Origin of the sequence: Sorangium sp. So ce693 (assembly GCF_051521375.1) — a bacterium.
In the GTDB taxonomy this organism is placed as follows: Bacteria; Myxococcota_A; Polyangia; order Polyangiales; family Polyangiaceae; genus Sorangium; species Sorangium atrum.
Window position 1 is genome coordinate 12965958 of the sequence record NZ_CP150347.1, and the last position, 19609, is coordinate 12985566.

The 19609-nt window shown below is 73.2% G+C and carries 16 protein-coding genes; 10 read left to right on the forward strand and 6 right to left on the reverse strand.

From position 1 onward, the window contains the following. The first annotated feature begins 5 nt into the window (after positions 1-5). Positions 6-554, forward strand: coding sequence for an NADH-quinone oxidoreductase subunit C (locus WMF14_RS48490; RefSeq protein ID WP_437797729.1), 549 nt, complete (start codon positions 6-8; stop codon positions 552-554). Beyond that, positions 551-1717, forward strand: a complete 1167-nt coding sequence (locus WMF14_RS48495) for an NADH-quinone oxidoreductase subunit D (protein WP_437797731.1) — start codon at positions 551-553, stop codon at positions 1715-1717. Before WMF14_RS48490 ends, WMF14_RS48495 begins: the two co-directional genes overlap by 4 nt. 96 nt (positions 1718-1813) lie before the next feature. Here WMF14_RS48495 and WMF14_RS48500 read toward each other — a convergent pair whose 3' ends face one another. From WMF14_RS48500 to WMF14_RS48510, 3 genes are all read right to left on the reverse strand, one after another. Then, positions 1814-2242, reverse strand: a complete 429-nt coding sequence (locus WMF14_RS48500; RefSeq protein WP_437797733.1) for a hypothetical protein — start codon at positions 2240-2242, stop codon at positions 1814-1816. Then, a complete protein-coding gene (locus WMF14_RS48505) occupies positions 2236-3363 on the reverse strand; it encodes a hypothetical protein (protein WP_437797736.1) in 1128 nt (375 codons plus the stop codon). Before WMF14_RS48505 ends, WMF14_RS48500 begins: the two co-directional genes overlap by 7 nt. Positions 3364-3553: 190 nt before the next feature. Beyond that, complete coding sequence (locus WMF14_RS48510; RefSeq protein WP_437797738.1) at positions 3554-3985, reverse strand: hypothetical protein; 432 nt, start codon at positions 3983-3985, stop codon at positions 3554-3556. 36 nt (positions 3986-4021) lie between these two features. On the opposite strand from WMF14_RS48510, the gene WMF14_RS48515 reads away from it, so the two are divergent. Beyond that, positions 4022-4246, forward strand: coding sequence for a hypothetical protein (locus WMF14_RS48515; protein WP_276597009.1), 225 nt, complete (start codon positions 4022-4024; stop codon positions 4244-4246). Positions 4247-4264: 18 nt separating this feature from the next. On the opposite strand, the gene WMF14_RS48520 is transcribed toward WMF14_RS48515, so the two are convergent. From WMF14_RS48520 to WMF14_RS48530, 3 genes are all read right to left on the reverse strand, one after another. Next, complete coding sequence (locus WMF14_RS48520; RefSeq protein ID WP_437797740.1) at positions 4265-4876, reverse strand: hypothetical protein; 612 nt, start codon at positions 4874-4876, stop codon at positions 4265-4267. A gap of 301 nt (positions 4877-5177) precedes the next feature. Continuing rightward, entirely contained in the window at positions 5178-6635 is a 1458-nt protein-coding gene (locus WMF14_RS48525) for a fibronectin type III domain-containing protein (protein ID WP_437797743.1), read from the reverse strand. A 198-nt stretch (positions 6636-6833) separates the two neighbouring features. After that, positions 6834-8894: a hypothetical protein gene (locus WMF14_RS48530; RefSeq protein ID WP_437797745.1), complete on the reverse strand. Its 2061-nt coding sequence runs from the start codon at positions 8892-8894 to the stop codon at positions 6834-6836. Positions 8895-9323: 429 nt separating this feature from the next. Between WMF14_RS48530 and WMF14_RS48535 the strand changes: the two genes are divergently transcribed. The 7 genes from WMF14_RS48535 (at position 9324) to WMF14_RS48565 (ending at position 19556) form a co-directional block, all read left to right on the forward strand. Further along, the gene (locus WMF14_RS48535; protein WP_437797747.1) at positions 9324-9680 is read left to right on the forward strand and encodes a hypothetical protein; all 357 of its coding nucleotides are present in this window, start codon (positions 9324-9326) and stop codon (positions 9678-9680) included. A gap of 88 nt (positions 9681-9768) precedes the next feature. Next, positions 9769-11085, forward strand: coding sequence for a YcaO-like family protein (locus WMF14_RS48540; protein WP_437797749.1), 1317 nt, complete (start codon positions 9769-9771; stop codon positions 11083-11085). Then, positions 11063-11803 (forward strand): hypothetical protein, encoded by a 741-nt coding sequence (locus WMF14_RS48545; protein WP_437797751.1) that lies wholly within the window; start codon positions 11063-11065, stop codon positions 11801-11803. Before WMF14_RS48540 ends, WMF14_RS48545 begins: the two co-directional genes overlap by 23 nt. Further along, positions 11800-13605 (forward strand): SagB family peptide dehydrogenase, encoded by a 1806-nt coding sequence (locus WMF14_RS48550; RefSeq protein ID WP_437797753.1) that lies wholly within the window; start codon positions 11800-11802, stop codon positions 13603-13605. The genes WMF14_RS48545 and WMF14_RS48550 overlap by 4 nt, the downstream gene beginning before the upstream one ends. Then, on the forward strand, positions 13592-14371 hold the full coding sequence (locus tag WMF14_RS48555; RefSeq protein ID WP_437797754.1) for a nitroreductase family protein: 780 nt from the start codon (positions 13592-13594) through the stop codon (positions 14369-14371). The genes WMF14_RS48550 and WMF14_RS48555 overlap by 14 nt, the downstream gene beginning before the upstream one ends. Then, a complete protein-coding gene (locus WMF14_RS48560; protein ID WP_437797756.1) occupies positions 14368-16917 on the forward strand; it encodes a lantibiotic dehydratase in 2550 nt (849 codons plus the stop codon). The genes WMF14_RS48555 and WMF14_RS48560 overlap by 4 nt, the downstream gene beginning before the upstream one ends. Beyond that, a complete protein-coding gene (locus tag WMF14_RS48565; RefSeq protein WP_437797758.1) occupies positions 16914-19556 on the forward strand; it encodes a thiopeptide-type bacteriocin biosynthesis protein in 2643 nt (880 codons plus the stop codon). The genes WMF14_RS48560 and WMF14_RS48565 overlap by 4 nt, the downstream gene beginning before the upstream one ends. The last annotated feature ends 53 nt before the right edge of the window (positions 19557-19609 follow it).

Sequence of the window (19609 nt, forward strand, 5' to 3'; positions counted from 1 at the left end):
CTTCCATGTCACCCGAAGCTATCTTCCAGGCGCTCCAGGCGAAGCTCGGCGAAGACGCGGTCTTCGACTTCCACCCCGTGTCCCCGAAGGATCGCGACGCCTGGCTCCAGGTCGCGCCCGCGAAGATCGAGCCTGTGTGCCGGCTCCTGCGCGAGGCGCCGGAGCTCGATTTCGATTACCTGGAGTGCATCACCGGGGTCGACTATCCCGATCTCAAGAAGATCGTCGTCGTCTATCACGTCTACTCGTACGCGAAGAAGCACCGGGTCGTCCTGAAGGTGTTCCTCGACCGGGAGAGCCCGGCGGTGTCGACGCTCGTCGACGTGTGGTCGGCGGCGAACTGGCAGGAGCGGGAGTGCTTCGACCTGCTCGGCGTGCGCTTCGAGGGGCACCCGGACCTCCGCCGCCTGCTCCTGCCCGACGACTGGGAGGGGCACCCCCTCCGCAAGGACTGGCAGGAGAAGGCCGAGTACCACGGCATCCCGACGCAGCGGCCGAACCCCGTCGAGCTCTTCAAGATCAAGCTCCCGAAGAAGGACGCGGAGGCGTCATGAGCCAGATCATCTTCAGCGTCGACCGCGCGGGCGCGGAGCCGGGCGCCGAGATGGAAGACGAGATGACCCTCAACATGGGGCCTCATCACCCGTCGACCCACGGCGTGCTCCGCTTCGTCATCTCGACGGACGGCGAGATCATCCGGAAGGCGGTGCCGGACGTCGGCTACCTGCACCGGAGCATCGAGAAGATCGGCGAGCGCTGCACGTACAGCGGCTTCATGCCGTACACGGATCGCGTCGACTACATCGCTGCGATGTTCGCCAACGAGGCCTGGGCGAGCGCCTGCGAGAAGCTGATGGGCATCGAGGTGCCGAAGCGGGCGCAGTACCTCCGCGTCATCTCCTGCGAGCTCAACCGGATCGGGAGCCACATGATCGCGCTCGGCGCGATGGCGATGGACGTCGGCGCGGTAACGCCCTTCCCCTGGGCGCTGCGAGAGCGGGAGTACATCAACGACTTCATCGAGGAGCTGTGCGGCGCGCGGCTCACCTTCAATTACCACCGCATCGGCGGCGTGTCGTTCGACATGCCGAAGGGGTGGGCCGACAAGGTGAAGCGCTGGCTCGACCGCTTCGAGCCGATCATGGTCGAGTTCGACCGGCTCATCAGCCTGAACGACATCTTCATCAAGCGCCTCGCCAACGTCGCCGTGGTCACGGCCGAGGAGGCGAAGGACTGGGGGCTCGTCGGCCCCAACCTGCGCGGGTCCGGCGTGAAATGGGATCTCCGCAAGGAGGACGCCTACTCGGTCTACCCCGAGCTCGAGTTCGACGTGCCCGTGGGCCGCGGGCGCTACGGGACCGTGGGAGACTGCTGGGACCGGTTCTACGTCCGCGTCGAGGAGTGCCGCGAGTCGGCGAAGATCCTCCGCCAGGCGCTCGACAAGATCGACGAGCACCCGGAGGACGACATCCTGGGCAAGCTGCCGAAGAAGATGCGGCCCGACGGGGAGGCGTACGCTCGCATCGAGAGCGCCCGCGGCGACATGGGCTGTTACGTGATCGGGCGTGGCGCGGAGGAGGCGTACCGGGCGCGCTTCCGGACAGGGAGCTTCACCGCGATGGCGATGATCGAGGCCAAGAGCCCAGGGCTGTTCCTGGCCGACCTCGTGGCGCTCATCGCGAGCTTCGACGTCGTGGCGCCCGAGATCGACCGGTAGAGCACCGATCACGCCGCGAGAACCCGAGAGAAATCGACAGGGGGACCGGGAGGCGGAGGGATAGAGAAAGAGAGAGCTCCCCTCGCGCGGGCGCTGTCATTCGTGCGCGTAGCGGAAGTCCGGGAACCGACACTCGCCGTCGACGCACGCCCACGCGCCGGCATCGCTGGGCAGGTACAGGGGGCAATCCGCCGGGGTGGAGCACTCGATGGGTGCGCCAGTGCAATACGGCAGCTCCACGCGGCGCGACGCGGACTCGTTGCATAGGAGGCCGGCGCCGCACGGATCGAACGTCGGCTCGACGATCGTGCACAGCTTCGCGCACGACGCGGCGCACTCGCCATCGGCGCAATAGGCCTCCTTCGGCGTGCAGCGCCCGACCTCCTCGGCTGCCGGCGACTGTAGGCACTCGCGGTGCGTCGTGCATGAATTGGAGCTGCACGAGCAGAGCCCGGTCCCGAGCGCGGCGACCGCCGCGAACGTCACGAGGCGCGGGAACCAGGTGCGCAGATGCTTGCTTACCATGAGACGTCCTCGCGATCGTTGTGCATGCTTGATTTCGTGGATCGGATCGTCCAGCCATCGCCGTCCTCTGCAGTGAAGACCCGCAGATCGAAGCCATCATAATGGACGAAGCGCACTCGCGTGGGCGCTGGTCGATCCGCGATGAGCCTCACCCCGCTCGTGCGGGGCAGCGTCGGCCGCGAATAGCTGGGAGGCGCGGGCGCGGCGCGCCAGTTGAACTCGATCTTGGCCTGGCTGAGCACCTCGACACGCTCGCCGCAGCCGACGATGCGCGCGAGCTCGAAGACGTCATCGTCACCGCACCGCTCGACCGCGCCGAGCACGGGCTCCAGGCCGTCCCCGCCATGGACCACTGCGAACGTCGTCACGTTGCACGAGAGCGGGAGTTGCTCGGCGACGAACGAGCCGCCCGCGCGGCGGAGCGCGTGAACACGGCGCGGAGCGTCCCCTGCCTCCGGCGGGTACAGGCCGACGCCGAGCGCGAAGAGTTCGCATCCGTCCGGCACGAAGCTCGTAAGATGGTCGTACCCGATGTGCGGCTTGAGGGCCCCGATGAGCTCCTGAGGAACGTCGATGCGCGCCTCGATGGACGAGGCTGCTGCGGCCGCGCTCGCAGGCGTGAGCGCAAGCATGGTAAGAAACTCGCCTCGCTGGAACGCTACTTCGATCCCTCCGGCGTCGAGGGGCGCGGTCGCCGCGAGGATATCGGAGGCATGCAGCGAGCTCATGTACGGCATGAGGAAGGAGAGGTCGATACGCTCCCAGGCGCCCCGGAAGCGGGCAACCGCGATCGCCCCCTCGTTGGACGAGACGATCGCGGGGCGTTCCTCTCCCGGTATCGGGATCGCATAGAGGTAGGGGTTCGGCGGCAGCGCGGGAAGCACATCCTCCCACGCTGCCGGACCGAACCCCCCTCCTTGCTGCCCGAGCGCGATCCAGTTTCCGCACGCGGGGTCCAGGATCAGCACGTCGTCGAGGCCGTCCGCGTTCACGTCATGGGAGGCGAGCGCCACCGGAAATCGCTTGCACCCGCCCTGATCCGGGGCGGACAGGGCGGTGATGGCCGGGCCAGGCTCTAGCGTGACGATCTCGACGGTCTGCAGCCCATGCACCGCCGTCACGAAGGCCGCTTTCCGCGCAGGCAGCCACGCCAGGTCGACGCTCCGATGGATGAGCGGTCCGCCACCGCTCACCTCAACGTCGTGCCCGGTCGACGCACACCCTCCCGCGCCGAGACACAGCGCTGCGACGAGCCTCGCCGAGCCGTAATGCCGCGATCTTCGCCCACGCACGTGAACCATCTGTAACCCTTTATCTCCTCACATCGCCGGCCGTATCCGGATTCGCCCGCTCCGTATAGTCCTGCGCGGCAGCGCCTGCATCCTCGACCGAGTAGCCGATGTGCCGCCGCCGGGACAGGACTTGTTGGCCGTCCGAGATAGATTCTATCGAGAAGGCGAACACGTAGCGCGGCTCGATTGTACCCTCGCTGTTGTCCGGCATCACATACATCGGCTCCTCCCAGTGCACGCGGGCGGTCGGCCACTCCTGCATGAACCGCGCCTTGATCGTCTCGGTGTCCACCCTCCGCGTCAGCATCCTGGACTGCCCGAGCGGGATCTCGCCGGCGGGCGAAAACTCGGAGGCGATCTCCGCTCCGCCCGCGCGAATGGCGGAGAGCCGCCCGCTTCGGTGGACAGAGATGCTGAGGCCCGCTAGGCGCTCGACAAGATCGACGAGCACCCGGAGGACGACATCCTGGGCAAGCTGCCGAAGAAGATGCGGCCCGACGGGGAGGCGTACGCTCGCATCGAGAGCGCCCGCGGCGACATGGGCTGTTACGTGATCGGGCGCGGCGCGGAGGAGGCGTACCGGGCGCGCTTCCGGACAGGGAGCTTCACCGCGATGGCGATGATCGAGGCCAAGAGCCCAGGGCTGTTCCTGGCCGACCTCGTGGCGCTCATCGCGAGCTTCGACGTCGTGGCGCCCGAGATCGACCGGTGAGCGGGCGACGGGGGAGCCTCAGGGCTCCCCGCCGCCGAGCTCCGGGCACTTCTCGCTGACGGCCTGGCACTCCGGAGGCGGCTCCGCGGAGGGGTCGAGGGTCGATTCACACGTGAGCGACTTGACGAACTCGATCTGAGCGTCCGTGCACGCCTTGTACTCGGCGACCGTGGCGGTACACCCCGCGAACTGGTCCGTGGGGCACGTCCCCTCTTCCGAAGGCTCCTCGGGGTCGTTCATGCACTCTTCCTTGGCGGTCGCGCAGTCGCCGCCGCCGAGCGCGGCTGCGACCAAGCCGGCGAACTCGCACGCGTCCTCCTTCGAGATGCCGCCCGCCGACGCGGCGATCTCGTCGCACACCGCCTGCGATTCCTCGTCCGTCAGGTCGCCGAGCTGCTTGCCATCGAGGTCGCCCCCGAGGTCGCCGCCGGTGCCGTCTGTGCCGCCGTTGCCGCCGGTGCCGTCCGTGCCGCCGGTGCCGCTGGTGCCGCCGGTGCCGCTGGTGCCGCTGGTGCCGCCGGTGCCGCCGGTGCCGCTGGTGCCGGAGGGATTGCTCTCCGCGCCATCATCGCCGCACGCAACGAGCGCGAGCCCGACCATCAGCGTTCCAAGAAGCTTCATCCGTGTCATCGAGCGCTCCATCATCGAGAATGTTCACCTGAGAATCCGCGCGGCGCTCGTGGACGGCTCCGTCGAAGGAAGCGAGCGGGCTGAATCGTCGACCGGGCAGGCGCGCGGCGCGTGAGCATACTACGGCCACGCTCGATTTTTCCTTCCCTGTCAGAGGAAAAAGACAGCGCCAAGCGCGCGAGCATCGCCGCGCGCCGCCGAAGCGCTCTCCCGGCCGCGCATCTCGGCGTCCGTCATCCCGCGCGCGCGAGGTGATGAAGTAGGCCAGCTCTCTCGGGGCTTGGCGTTCGCGCGAGCTCGATCAGGGGCGCACGACCGGTGAATTGACGGCGCCCCCGAAAACCCCGAGCCCCGGTCGCACGCGGGGCCCGCCCGAGCTCGGCACGGCCTCGATCGAGAGGCCGCCCTCGGGTGTCACGTTGACGCGGCACTCCGCGCCGACGTCGAGCGTCTGCGAGATCTCCTCCCAGGCTGCCTCCACGCCCCGCCGAACCTTGTAGTCCAATATCTCGAGCAGGCCGAGACCCAGGACCTCATAGTACCAATCGGAGTCCGCGTCGACCTCGAGGTTGCTCGTGACGATGCTGAGCGCGCCGTCAGCGCACACGAAATCGAGATCGAAATCGACGTCCACCTCGGGGTCGGGCAGCCATGTGCTGTAGGCCAGATCGAGGTCGACGTGGGCCGTCGTGCACTCGGCTTCGCTCGCCGGGCAACCGCGGGTGATCTCCACGGCAGGGCCGTACAGGTTGCCCCAGTACAGATCCTCCCCGTGCAGCGAGTCGCCGACCAGGGCCTCGACCCGGCTCACCAGCTCCTCGTTGGGGATGCCGAACGCCAGCAGAAACTGGGCGGCTGTGTGGTTGTAGCCCGCCCAGGCCGGATGGGCGCGTAGCTCCGCATGGGTGACGGTGAGCGTCGGCGAATGGCCGCCGTCGGTATCGAGCCAGTGGCAGCTGGAGGCAGCCCCGAAGTCGCGATCGAAGACCTCCATGCCGTTCACCAGGAGCGAGAAGCCCTGTACGCAGAGCGCGTCATCGCCCTCCTTGGACAGGGTGATCTGCGTGATGTCTCCGATGTCGTCGATGGAGTCGAGGTTCAGGTCGTACGTGAACGTGCTGCCGCGTTCGAAGTCGTCACGCCCGTAGTCCATGTACGTGATGTTGCCGGACGGCACGGCGCCGCCGTTCAGACGCGCGAACACCGCGTCATCCGTGTTGGCGTCGCTGCGATCGGCCACGCGCACCTCGAGCTGCGCCCGCCAGACTCGATACCCCCGGCCGTCGCGCGAGAACACGCAGCGCTCCGGCGAGAAGCGCTGGCCGTACTGATTGTACGCGCGCACACGATAGCAATAGGACGTATCCGGGGTGAGGCCCGAATCGGTGAAGCTAGCTGTCGCGCCAGAGCTCAGGGCGCCAAAGCTGCGTCGCGTTACCCAGCTGGTCGAGCCCCCGCCGCGCCGCTGCAGTTGATAGCCCGTTTCGTAGGGCGAAGAATCGCGGAAGGACAGCGCGACCGTCGTCGCGGTGCGCGTGCCGACGCTGATACCGGAAGGTGCCGCGGGCGGCTGTGTCGAGGGATCGACAGGGTCGATCACCGGCCCGCCCTCGCCGGGCGGCGGCAACGGGGGCAGGGCAAACGCGGTGCCCGTGAGGCTCAGCGCCGTGAGCATCAATCCCAGCGTGCGCGCACCACGCCGTCCCTCCCGTGATGACATGATGGAAACCGATCGGCTGAAGTGCTGGTTCGAGAACATGACGTAGTCCCCTTCTTTCGAGGATCGCCTCGGGCGACGCGAGCAGACCGTCCCGCTCCTCGTCGGCAACCTGGGCGATGCGATGCTCGCTGCTCCTTGCTCCTACTCATGCAAGCTCGAGACCAGCGAGCGCCGCGGCGCCGAAGGTCTTCGGAGACTCACGCCTATGCGACGCCTCGAAGACCTCGACGGGGGCCCTCAGTCCTCGCTTTCGGGCAGAGGCGGAGGTGGCGGCAGCGCGCGGGGGGGCTCGAGGCGCGTCGGCTCCGCCTTGCAGTCGATGGTGCGGCCATCGCAGCCACAGACGTTCCCGCCCAGATCCTCGTAGACCGCCGGGGAGCGCTCATCGACGTACCTCACGAGGTAGAGCGGCTCGCACGTGAAGGTCGTCGACGCGAGCCGCACCGTCGCGCCGACGTTGTAGATGCCGGCCGCGGTGCTCCGCTCGATCACGCTGTCCCGGACGAGGGCGTCCGCCTGACCCGTCTCGTTGTTGTAGGCGATGATGCCGTAGCCGTGGCCGTTTTCGCCGTCGAGCGCGCGGCCCAGGGTGTCCGTGATCGTCGTCGAGTCGACGGTCGCGTCCGAGTCGCTGAGGAAGATGCCGCCGTCCCTGCTCCGCTCGATCAGGACGTTGCTCAGGCGCGCGCTCGCGCGCTCGCCGAGGTCGGGCAGCGACTGGACGTTGACGCCCCGGCCGACTTCCTCGTTCGACGGCAGCGGCCTCGTGTCCCGCACCACGGTCGAGTCCAGGGTCGCGTCGGCCCCGAAGACGGCGATCCCGATCCCGTAACTGCCTTCCACCGCGCTGCCGCGCACCTGGGCGCTCGCGCGCCGCTGATCGTGCGCGATCTCGAGCCCCGCGCCGTAGTCCGACGCGCCGGGGAGGATCTCCCGCACGAGGAGGCCATCGATCTCGACGTCGGAGCCGTTGACGACGACCCCCCTCTCGCGGCTCCGCTCGACGAGGACGTGCCGCAGCGCCACGCGGGCGGGGCGGTCGTCGACGCGGCTCGGCTCGGTGTAGAGGCCCATTCCGTGGCCCGGATCGCCCTCCGTCAGCGCCAGGCCCGTGTCGCGCACGACCGTCGCCTCGATGGTCGCCTCCGCGCCGATCATCGCGATGGCGGCGGTGTGGTTCCGCTCCAGGACGCTGCCCCGGACCGTGAGGGTTCCGGGATCGAAGCTCGGGATATGGGTCGCAGCGAGCCCGGTGCCCGGTAGGTCCTCCGCGAGCCAGGCGACATCGCGGACGACGCTGTCCTCGACGACGCCGTCCGCCCCGGAGAACCTGATACCGAGCCCCCCGACGCGCTCGATGACGACGGATCGCGCCGTCACGCTCGCCCGGCGCTCGAACGACTCGACCTGCATCGCGATCGCATGGCCGTCGAACGGGTGCCCCGGGTCCCCGGTGGCGAGATCGATATCGCGCAGGACCGTGCCCTCCAGCGTCACGGCGGCGTCGGCCACGACCATGCCCGCGCCCGTTGTGTGCTCCACGAGCGCCCCGCGCACGGTCAGGCTCGTGTTGAACTCCAGGCCTGCGGCGAGGACGCCGACATCGCTGGTATCGTGGATCCAGACCCGCTCGACCAAGACATCGCGCGCGTTCGCCACACCGAGGCCCATGCCCTGCCCGCGGACAGCGAGGTCGTGGATCTCCGTGGCGCTCGCGCCCCTGTCGACCTGGACGGCGATCGCCGCTGGCGGCCCGACGATCTCGACGCGCGCGGGGCACCGGCCCCAGAGCCGCACGGGCTGCCCTGAGATCAGCAGCTCTTCGGCGTAGCTGCCCTCCGCGATCGCGATCACGGAGCCCTCGGCCGCGTGGTCGATCGCGTCCTGGATCGTCGTCCACGGTTTGGCCTCCGTGCCGTCGCTGTCCGCCCCGACGTAGGCCGCGTCGACGAACTCGGTCGTTTCATCGATCGGCGCGTCGCCCCACGGGCCCGTCCCGCAGGGAGCGACCTCACGCCACGCCGCCTCGCCGGGGACGGCCATCCGACCTGGCGGGCCCGCCTCCGCCGGCAGGACGGGCACGCAGCCCTGCGCTCCGTCGGGCGTGAAGCCGCTCCCGCACCGCCCGGGCGGGACCCCCGCCGGCTCGCAGCCCGTGGCGGTCTCCACCGCGCCCGGTGGGCACGGGAACGCGGGCCCGGCGTCCGTCCCTGCGCCGTCGTCGGGTTCAAGGCGCTGCACGCACGCAGTGAGCAGCGCGATCTGCAGGAGAGAGAGGGAGAGCCGGTGTTGACGCATGGTGCTTCGGTGCCTCGCGGGAACGATACGCGCTCCTCGTCCCCGAGGCGCCCTCGGCGACACGCATGCGCATGTTGAGCGAAACCTCGCTCACTTGCGCGCGTAGTTGCGCATCGAGGGCCGCATCGTGGGGATGCCGCCCGCGCCCCGGGCGCCGCTCCGCCGGTCCCGGGCTGCGGTCGTGAGCTCGGGCCCCGCGGCATGCGCGTTGCTTGAAGGTTTGAAGAACCGCGAGCTTCGGGGCTGGAGCGGCGCCGGAAGGCACGCTCGCTGTCCGGCTCGACGATCACGGGGTGTCACGGGCGACATGCCGCCTTGGACCTCAAGGACTCTTCGGAGCGCATCCGAGAGGGCGCGCGCGGTCGTTCGCGAATCTTCGCGAGCGACCGCGCGCGTCGATACGTAGTCAACGTCTGTAAGGAGATTGCCATGCTCACCATCCAGAATACCGAGTCGATGTTCGAGACGCAGACGACCGCCGGCACGACCGACGTCGTCGACACGAAGGCCGGCGTGCAGCGTCTCGAGCTCACCCTCAAGAAGATCAGCGAGAAGAGCAACGAGACGCTCCAGGCCGTCCCGCTGAGCTCCGCCTGTACGAGCGGGTGCTTCTCCTCGGTCAGCTCGATCAGCGTCTCGTCGAGCTCGTCCTTCGACAGCCTCGACGAGGGGCAGCTCGAGAGCGTCATCCGCATGCACGACAAGGCGATCGACGTCATGGGCCAGGACGCCCTCGTCTCGGCCGCGATCGCCAAGGGCGTCGAGCTCGGCGCCGACACGAAGTGAACCGGTAGGCGCACCCCGGGCGGCCCGGACGCGTGTTGCGCGTCCGGGCTCCTGGGGCGCCGCCCGCCCCGCTCAAGGAGCCGCCGTCATGCCGGAGATCTCGCTCATCGATCGCCTCGCGCCGCTCATCGACGAGCGCTGCGGGATCATCCGCCGTGTCCGGCGCTTCATTTTTCCCCCCGGCTTCGAGGGGCAGATGCACGGCTTCACCGCGTTCCTCGGCAGGCCCGCGGCGCTCCACCCGGGCCCGTCCCGCACGGGCTCGGAGCTCGGGTCGCTCACCGGCTCCGGCACGGCCGTCGACGAGACCACCGCCCAGATCCGGGCCGTCTGCGAGGCCCTCGAGCGCTACTGCGGCGTCATGTACCCGACCGAGGGGGTGCTGCGCGCGACGCCGCGCTCGCTCGGCGATCGCGCGCTCGACCCCGCGCGGCTGCCGCGCTGCTCTGCGCGCGAGCGGGCCCGCGCGCCGTCGACCTTCCGCCTGCGCGAGCCCGATCCGGATCGCGACGAGCTCTGGGTGCGCGGCTTCTCGCTCACCCACGAGCGCCCGATCTGGGTGCCGCTCACGGCGACGTACATGGGGTTGCCGCTGCCGATCCGCGAGCACGCGCTCTTCCCGCTCTCGACGGGGTTCGCGGCGGGCGCGAGCTTCCGGCAGGCGATCCTCTCGGGCCTGTGCGAGGTGATCGAGCGCGACAGCCTCGCGCTGTTCTGGCTGCACCAGCTCCGGATGCCGCGCATCGCGCCCGGGAGCGCGCGGAGCCCGCTCGTCGCGGCGCTCCTTCGCAGCGCCGAGGCCGCGGGCACGGAGACGGCGCTCCTCGATCTCACGACCGACGTCGGCGTCCCCGTGATCGGCGCCGTGCAGACGTGCGCGCACGGCGCGCCGCACGCGATCGCGATGGCGGCCTGCCGCCCCGACGGCGAGGCCGCGGCGGCGCGCGTCCTCGAAGAGGTGGGGAGCCTGCGGGTGGCGCTGAGCGAGCCCGCTCCGCCGGTCACCCGGGCGTCGTTCTTCACCGACGCCGATCAGACACCCGAGTCGTTCGGGCGCCTCTACGCGGGACCCGACGGGCCGGCGCGGTTCGAGTTCGCCACGCGGGAGGCGCCTGTCGCGACCGCCTTCCCCCGCCCGATCGAGGGCGACGACCCGCTCGCGGCGATCGTCGCGCGGCTCGCCGCGCTCGGCATGGAGGTGGTCGCCGTCGACGTGACGATGCCCGAGGTCCGCGACTTCGGGATCGTCGTCGTGAAGGTGATCGTGCCCGAGCTCCTGCCCATCAGCTTCACCCACCACGCGCGGTACCTCGCGCACCCTCGCCTGTACGACGCGCCGGAGAGGCTCGGGTACGGCGCTCGCACAGAGGAGTCGATCACCGATGATCCGATCCCGTTCGCCTGAGGAGAGCCCGGCCTCGGAGCGCGCCGCCGGCGCGCCCGCTGTGCACGTCATCCGTGACGGAGAGCTCGGCGCCCGCTGCGCGGAGCTCCTGACCGGCGCGGGGGCGCGGGTCACGACGTCGGCGCTGGGCACGGGCGCGCCCGAAGCGCTGCCCGACGCGGTGACCGTCCTCGCGACCGATCGCCCCCGGCCCGCGGCCGCGCTCGCGCTCGACGCGGCGGCGTTCGCGGCGCGGGTCGCGTGGACGTCGGGCACGCTGCTCGCGCACGAGCTCCGGATCGGGCCGTCGATCGTCCCCGGCCGCACGCCGTGCTTCGCCTGCTTCACGCGGCGCGTGCGCTCGGTCGCGCTGGATCTCGAGGCGCATGACGCCCTCGAGGCGCTCGGGGCCTCGGGCGACCTTCGCCCCTGGTTCCAGGGCGAGCTCGCGGCCGTCACCGAGCAGGCCGCGGCGCTGCTCGCCGCGGAGGCGCTCGCGCTCTTCAAGGAGCGCGGCGCGCCGGAGCCGCCCCGCGCCGGAGCCGCGCGCATGGGGCGCTTCTGGGAGTGCGACGTCACGTCGGGCGCGCTCCGCGCGCGGCGCTTCGCCCGGATCGGGCTGTGCGGGCGGTGCGCCGCCGGCGAGCACGCGGCGGGGCGCGGGGCGTCGCTCGCGGGGTACTTCGCCGAGCACCCGCTCGCGATCGCCGGATCGTCCGCCGTGGGAGGTGGCCGATGAGCCCGTCCGATGATGCCTACGAGGCCCGCGATCTCAGCCGCTTCGCCGAGCTTTACTGGGAGCTCCGCTGCCCGGAGCGCCCGCGCTTCGTCGAGGATCTCCTCCGCGTGACGCTCCCGGGCGGAGCGCTCCACGTCCTCGGCGGCGAGGCGCAGATCATCCAGGGAGCGTCCCTCCCGTGGGTGATGGAGAACCTCGTGCCGCTGCTCGACGGGACGCGCACCGTCGGCGACGTCGAGGCCGCGTTTCCGGGCGTCGTCGCCTCCGACCTGCGGGACGCGATCCACCTGATGCACATGCACGGCATGCTCGAGGAGGGCGAGGGCGCCGCGGCCGACGAGGCCGAGGAGCCGCGCCGGGCGCAGCGCGCGTTCTTCAGCAGGTACCTCCGCCGGACCGGGCGCAACCGCAGCCGGGGGGAAGCGCAGCGGGCGCTCGAGGGCGCGCGCGTGCGCGCGCTGGGGGACGGCGACGCGCCGCTCGCGGGGATGCTCGTGACGATGCTCCGCGAGGCGGGCGTCGCCGACGTCCGCCTCGCCGCGAGCGCCGGGGAGCTCGCGCAGGGCGAGGTGGATCTGGCCGTGGTGATCGGCGACCAGGGAGCGCTCGAGGCGGCGGCGCGCGCGTGCATCGCGGCGCGCGTCCCGATGCTCGCGGCGAACCCCGGCACGTGGACGATCGGGCCGCTCACGATCCCCGGGGCGTCCGCGTGCCCGGCGTGCGTCCGGCTTCAGATCGGCGCTGCCGCGGCGGATCCGGCGCTCGACGACGGCGCCGCTCGCGCGCTCTGGGGGCGCGCGCTCGTGAGCCGGGTCGCGCAGCACGTGATCTTCCACGCGAGCGGGCTGCTCGCGGTGGCCCCGCTGGAGCACGTCGAGGTGTGGCGGCCCGGCGCCGGCGAGACGGCGCTCCACCCCTTCATGACCAGGCTGCCCAGCTGTCCGCTCTGCGGCGGCGACGCGCCGCCGCGGACCGCGACGCTCCCGTCCGGCCACGCGGAGAGCCTCGCGCGGATGTTCCACAACACGACGGTCGTCCAGCCCTGGCACATCGGCCAGCACGCGGGGATGCAGGCGCACATCAGCCCGGAGGTGCGGAAGCTGCAGAGCACGCCGGCCGCGCCGTCGCCGCGGCGGCCTCCGGAGGGCGCCGGCGCGCAGGTCACCGCGCCGCTCGGCGCGGCGTTCGGCGCGCCGGCGGGGGCCGCGCTGTCGCGCCGGCGCGGCGCGACGGGGACGCTCGACGCGGGGGCGCTCGGCGCGCTGCTCGAGCTGAGCTTCGGCGGGCGCGTCGAGCGCCGCGCCGAGGGCGAGGCGCACGTGCGTCGCAACACAGCGTCGGCCGGGAACCTCGGCTCGGCGGAGGCGTACGTCGCCGTGGCGCGGGTCCCCGGGATCGCGGCGGGCGTCCACCGGTTCGAGCTCGCAGCGCGAGCGCTCACGCCGCTCCGCGCCGGCGTGGCCGCGGGCGCCCTCGCGCGCGCCGTGCTCGCGGGCGGGAGCGCCGAGCACGCCGCGGCCGTGGAGTCCGCGGGCGCCGTGATCGTCGTCGTCGGCTCGGTCGCGCGCGCGTGCTCCAAGTACTACGCGCGCGGGTACACCTACGCGCTGCTCGACGCCGGGTTGATGGCTCACCGCGTGGAGCTCCTCGCCCAGGAGCTCGGCCTCGCGGCGACGGCGGTCTGGACGTTCGACGACGAGGTCGTCGCAGGCGTCGTCGGCGTCGATGGCATCGATCTCGCACCGCATCTCCTCATCGCGCTCAGGGGCGCAGCCACGGAGGCCCGCGATGTCTCTCGCTGATCACAGGATCTCGTCCACGCTCGCCGCGGCGACGCAGCCCCTGCGCGGGGTCGCCGAGCTCGTCGTCGCGAGCCGCTACCCCGAGACGCGGCCGTCGCCGGAGCCGGCGCTGCCCGCGCCGTCGCCGCTGTCCGGGGACGCGGAGCGCTCCCTCGCGCTGCCCGCGCCGCGCGCGCTCGAGCCGGTCCAGCGCTCGCTCGCGTCGGTCATCGCCGCGCGGCGGAGCGGAAGGCTTTCGGCGGGAGCCCTCGACGCGGCGACGCTCGGGACGCTGCTCGCGGCCGCCGCGGCGCGGCCGGCAGGGCTCGCGGACGCGACGCTCGATCCGCTGCTGTTTCCCGTGATCTTCGACGTCGACGGTGTCCCGCCCGGCGCGCACCGGTACGACCGCGGCGAGCATCGCCTCGCGCCGATCGGTCCGGCGTCGCGCGCGCGGATGGCCGAGACCGCGATCCTGCAGCGCGAGCACGCCATGGGCGCGGCGGTGCTCTTCCTGGTGGTCCCGATCGGGCGGTGGCTCGTGGCGTTCGGCGATCGCGGCTACCGGGGCGCGGCGTTCGCGGCGGGGTGGCTCACCGACCGCCTGTACCTCGTCGCGGAGACGCTCGGGCTCACCTACACGGCGACCGGCGGCTTCGCCCCCGCGGTCGTCGACGAGGTCCTCGGGCTCGACGGCCGCGATCATACGGCGTTCTTCGCGTTCGCCGTCGGAGGGCACCGCCAGCCGACATCCCGCGAGGCGCTTCGCGGAGGGCAGCCGCGATGAGCCGCGGGTTCCATGTCGCGCCGTGGGGCGCGCTGCGCGTCGCGGGGATGCCGGCCGACGCGCTCGTCGGGCTCCGCCTTCGCGAGAGCCCCGCGGTCGAACGCGAGCTCGCCGTGGCCGAGCTCGAGCTCGCGGCCGCGCGGGCGGACGCGGCGGCGCGCATGTTCGACGTCGTGCGCGGGTGCGAGGACGAGGCGCTGCGCCGCGCGGCGATCGAGGTGAAGCGGCGGCTGTTCAACGGAAAGGCCGTGGCGGCCGGCGCGCTCGAGGGCGCGAGGACCGCGCCTCCGGAAGGGGCGCGCGCCGCGCTCGCGCTCGTCGACGCGCGCGCGGCCCGATGCGCCGCGCTGGAGGAGCGCTACGAGGCGACGTTCGCCGCGGAGTGGATCGCCGCGTCGGAGCGCTTCCGGCAGACGCTCGGGAGCTCGCGCCTGCTCGGGGGGATCCTGCTCTCGAGCGCCGACCACTATACAACGGCGCAGAAGCTCGCGGAGATCCCGAGCGGCGCGCCGCTCACCTCGGCGCAGCAGATCCGCGAGGCCACGATCGCGCGGTACGTCTTCCGCGCCACGACGCGGACGACGCCGTTCGCGGGGTTCGCGGGCGTCGCGCTGCTCGACCTCTCCGCGTCGCCCCCAGGCGTCGGCGACGCGGCGCGCGCGCCGCATGCGCCCGAGGAGGCGCGGTGGCGCAGCCTCCCGCAGCTCGCGCTCGCGCACGCCGGGGAGCTCGTCGCGCGCGCGATGTCTTCTCAGCCGGCGGCTCACGCCCACGCACGCGCGCGCCTGCCGCTCCGGATGAACCCGCTCCGGCGCTTCGCGGCGGGCGCCGCACCGTCGGTCGTGTTCTCGCGCGCCGGGTCGGGCGAGCTGATGTCGCTCGGGTGGACCCCCGCCGTCGCCCGCCTCGTCGAGGGCGCCGAGGGGCGCACGCTCGAGGACGCCGCCCGGGCGCTCGCGTCGGACGACGCCGACGAGCGAGCGTGCCGCGACGTCCTCGAGCAGCTCGTCGAGGCGGGCATGCTCGAGCCAGCGAGCGTCCCGATGGGGCCGACCCCTGCGGCGCTGCGCGCCGCGGCAGACGCCCTTGGCGAGATCGGGTGCGCGGGCGCGCCGGACGAGCTCCGCTCGGTCGCGCGGCGCCTCGAGGACTACGCGGCCGCCGACGTCGAGACGCGCGCGCGCCTTGCCGCCGAGCTCGGCCGCGGTCGCGGGCGCTCGGCCGTGCTCGAGGATGTCATGGTGGACGGCGCCTTCGGCGCGGAGCTCCCTGCCACGCGCGGGGCGCTCGCCGCGGCGCTCGATCCGGTCGTGCGCCTCGTGCGCGCGAGCGCCTGCGGGGCCGCGCACCGCCGGCTCTGCGCGGCTTTTGTCGAGCGGTTCGGTCGTGACGGCGTCTGCGACGACGTCGGCGGCTTCGTGACCGAGATCCTCGAGGACCCGCAGCGCGTCGCGCGCATTCGCGGCGCGTCCGAGCCGATCCGCTGGATCGACGCGGAGCTCGGCCTCGTCGCCGCCGCGGCGACGGGCGACGTCGTGCGCCTCGATCCGGGGCTCTTCGAGGGGCTCGCCGCTCCGGACGCGCCGTCGTCGATGGCGCTCTTCCTCCAGATCGCGCCTCCCTGCCCGCGCGACGGCGGGGAGCCGCGCGTCGTGCTCAACGGCGCGCAGGCCGGGCGCGCGAAGTACCTGTCGCGCTACCTCGCGGACGCCGCGGGGCGCGCCCCTCAGGCCCTCGAGGCGGTCCGCCGCCGCCTGGCGCAGGAGGACGGTCCGCTCCCCGTCCAGCTTTCGCCCACGCTCGGCCTCAACTTCCAGGTGCACCCGCGCCTCACGGAGTGGGCGCTCGAGCTCCCGTGGGAGCCGAGCGCGCCCGGCAACAAGGTCCTGCCGCTCCGCGATCTCTCCCTCCGCTTCGACGCGGCGGCGGTCGAGCTCCGGCTCCGATCGCGCCGCCTCGGCCGCGAGATCGAGCCGATCCACCTCGGCTTCCTGCGGGACGCCGCGCTCCCCGATCCGCACTTCCTGCTCCGCGCGCTCTCGCCGCGGCTCCGCGACGACACGGTCGCGGAGCGGGCGGACCTCTACAACGTGCTCGATCGCCTCGATCTCGCCCGGGGCGTCGCGCTGGCCCCGCGGCGCCCGCGCCTCACGGTCGGTCGCGTCGTGTTGGAGCGCGCGCGGTGGGCGATCCCGGTGAGCGCGGTCCCGCGCAAGGAGCCGAAGCAGCCGTACGCGTCGTACTTCCGCGCGATCGCGCGCCTGCGGCGCGAGCTCGAGATCCCGAGCCGGGGGTTCGCCCGGTACGTCGGGCGGGAGGCGGCCGGCTTCGGCTTCACCGAGACGAACATGTACGTCGACTGGGAGAGCCCGTTCACGCTGATCGGGCTGGCTCGCCTGCTCGGCGGGCCCAGCGACGGGAGGAGCGGGTACCTCGTCTTCACCGAGCTCCTGCCGGAGCCCGAGGCGTCGTGGCTGTGCCTCGACGGGAGGCCGCACGCGGCGGAGCTGCTTGTCGAGATCGACGGCGAGAGGAGCGCGCGATGAGCTGGATCTACCGGAAGCTGTTCCACGATCGGGGCCCCGAGGGCGAGGGGACCGACGCGCTCCTCCTCGGGTTGATCGATCCGCTCGTGACTGGGCTCGAGCAGAGCGGCGCGATCGATCGTTTCTTCTTCCTCCGGTACGCCGAAGGGGGCGACCACCTGCGGCTGCGCGTGCGCGTGGCGCCCGGGCGCGACCCCGTCGACGTGGCGGCGCGCGTGGACGCCGCGGCGGCGTGCTGCACCGCCGTGTCGCGCACGGAGGCCGCCGCGTACGAGCCGGAGCTCGAGAAGCACGGGGGGCTCGTCGGGATGGAGATCGCGGAGCGGCAGTTCTTCGCGTCGAGCAGGTTCGCGCTCGGCTGCATCCGGAAGACGGCGGGGCGACCGCGGGCGCGCGCCCTCGTCGCTGTGTGCGCGCTCGACGCGCTGCTCGCGCGCGCGGGCGTCGCGGGCGACGCGCGGCGGTCGTTCCTCGCGGGGTACGCGCGGCACTGGCGCACGTTCGCCCGCGCGATCTCGGGCATGGAGCTCGCCTGCGCAGCGCCGGACGCCGAGTCGGTCGCGCTGGTGCGCGCGCTCGTGCGGGGAGAGGGGCTCGCCGCGCTCGGCGAGCTCGTCGGCGACGAGCGCGCGCTCCTCACCGCGTTCGACGCCGATCTGCCAGAGCTCGCCGAGGCGTCGCGGCGCGGAGCGCTCGGCGTGCCGCTCGGGACCGTCGTCACCAACCTCGCCCACACGTTCCATAACCGCCTCGGGCTCACGCTCGCCTTCGAGGTGTGGGTGGCCGATGCGCTCGCCGAGGCGGACGCGCTCGCCGAGGCAGGCGCCCCGCACGAGCCGCCGCGGGCTCGCCCGCCGAGCGTCTCGCCGGGCGAGGCGTGGCAGCGCCTCGCCCGCGCGGCCGAGCAGCGCCGGCCCGTCACCGCGCTCCTCGACCCCGGCGAAGGCGCCGCGCTCGACGCGCTCCGCGACGCGGCCCGCCGCGACGGCCTCCGGTTCATCGCGCCCGCCGCGCCCGCCGGCGGGATGCCCGCGCCGTTCGCGCTGCTGCGCGCCCTCGCGGACGCCCACCCGGCGGGCGGCGCGCTCCTCGCTGCCCTCGGCCACATCGAGGTCGCGCACGACGCGCCGGAGTGCCCGCTGCCGCCCGACCCGGCTTCCGTGGCCGAGGCGCTCCGCGTCTTCCTCGCGGAGCACACGCTCGAGCCCACGGTGCTCGTCCTCCGCGACGTCGACGGCGTCGACGCCGACACGCAGCACGCCGTCGCGTTCCTCGCGCGCGCCCTGGAGACGGAGCCGCTCGTCCTCGTCCTCACCACGAGCGGGCGCCCGAGCCCCGGGTGGGCCGCGATCGTGGCCGAGATCGAGGAGGGGCCGGGGCTCCTCCGTGTCGCGACCGCGACCGCGCCCGCGCCCGAAGGCGAAGCCGCCGCCCCCGCGGTGACGCCGGGGCCCGCGACGGTCGCGCGGGGCGAAGCGTTCTGCCGCGCCGGCGCGCTGCACGAGGCCGCCGCGATCCTCGGCGACGCCCTGGCGTCGCCCGGCCTCTCGCCCGCGGCGCGGGCCGACGCGCTCGTGGCGCTCGCGAGGACGACGCTCCGCATGTCGCGCCCGGCCCTCGCGCGGCAGGCGGCGGAGGCGGCGCTCCGCCTCGGCCTCCCGGAGCGCCGCCGCGCGCTCGCGCGGCGCGTCCTCATCGCCGCGCTCCACAACCTGGGCGAGACCGCCGCGCTCGACGCGCTCCGGGACGAGGTCGCTCCGCAGCGCCTTGCGCCCGGCGCGTCCGCCGCGGAGCGCTGCTGGGCGGAGCTCGACGCCGCGCTCGTGTGCGCCACCGACGAGCGCCGCGCCGAGCACGAGGCGCGGCTCGACGCCCTGCTCGCCGCGCCGCGCGGCGACGCGCCGCCGCAGTGCCTCGCCGCCGCGCACGCGTGGCGCGGCGCCGCGCACGCGGCCCGCGGCGAGCACGAGCGCGGCCTCGCGCACCAGCGCCGGGCGCTCGCCTTCGCCGAGGAGCTCGCCGATTTCCGCCGCGCCCTCATGGTGCGCGTGCGCCTCGCGAGCAGCGTCGCGGCCGCGGGCGAGCTCGCCGAGGGGGCGGCGCTCTTCGACATCGCGGCCCGTCACGCGGCGTGGATCGGCCTCTTCGACCTCGCGTCGCTCGCCGCGCAGAACGCGATCTCGCTCGGCCTCGCGCGCCGCGACGCCGCCCCGGTCCGCGCGTGGCTCGACGGCGCGCGGCCCGCGCGCGCCCGCGTGTGGCGCTCGCCCTACGGCGAGCTCGCCGTTCTCCACGCGCGCGCCGAGTCGGCCCTCGCGCGGGGGGAGGCAGCGGCGGCGGGGGCGTACCTCGACCGCCTGCGCGCGCGCCTCGCCGCGCTCGGTGGAGCCGCCCCGCGGAGCGCGCCCCTGCTCGCGCTCGCCGCGGCGCACCTCGAGGCAGACGTCGCCGCCGCCGCGGGGGACGACGCCGGCAGGGCGGCCGCGCTCGCGCGCGCCGCGGAGCTCACCGTGGGCGTGCCGCCGGAGGAGCGGCGGCTCGTCACGGCGATCGCCCGCGCGCGGCGCGACGCCTGCCGCGGCGACGGCCGCCGCGACATGCCGGTGGTCCTCGGTTTGCAAAGTTTGCAAAACACGTGAACGAGCTGAACGAACTCGAGCCGCGCCCGCCGCGGGCGCAGAGCGAAGGAGAA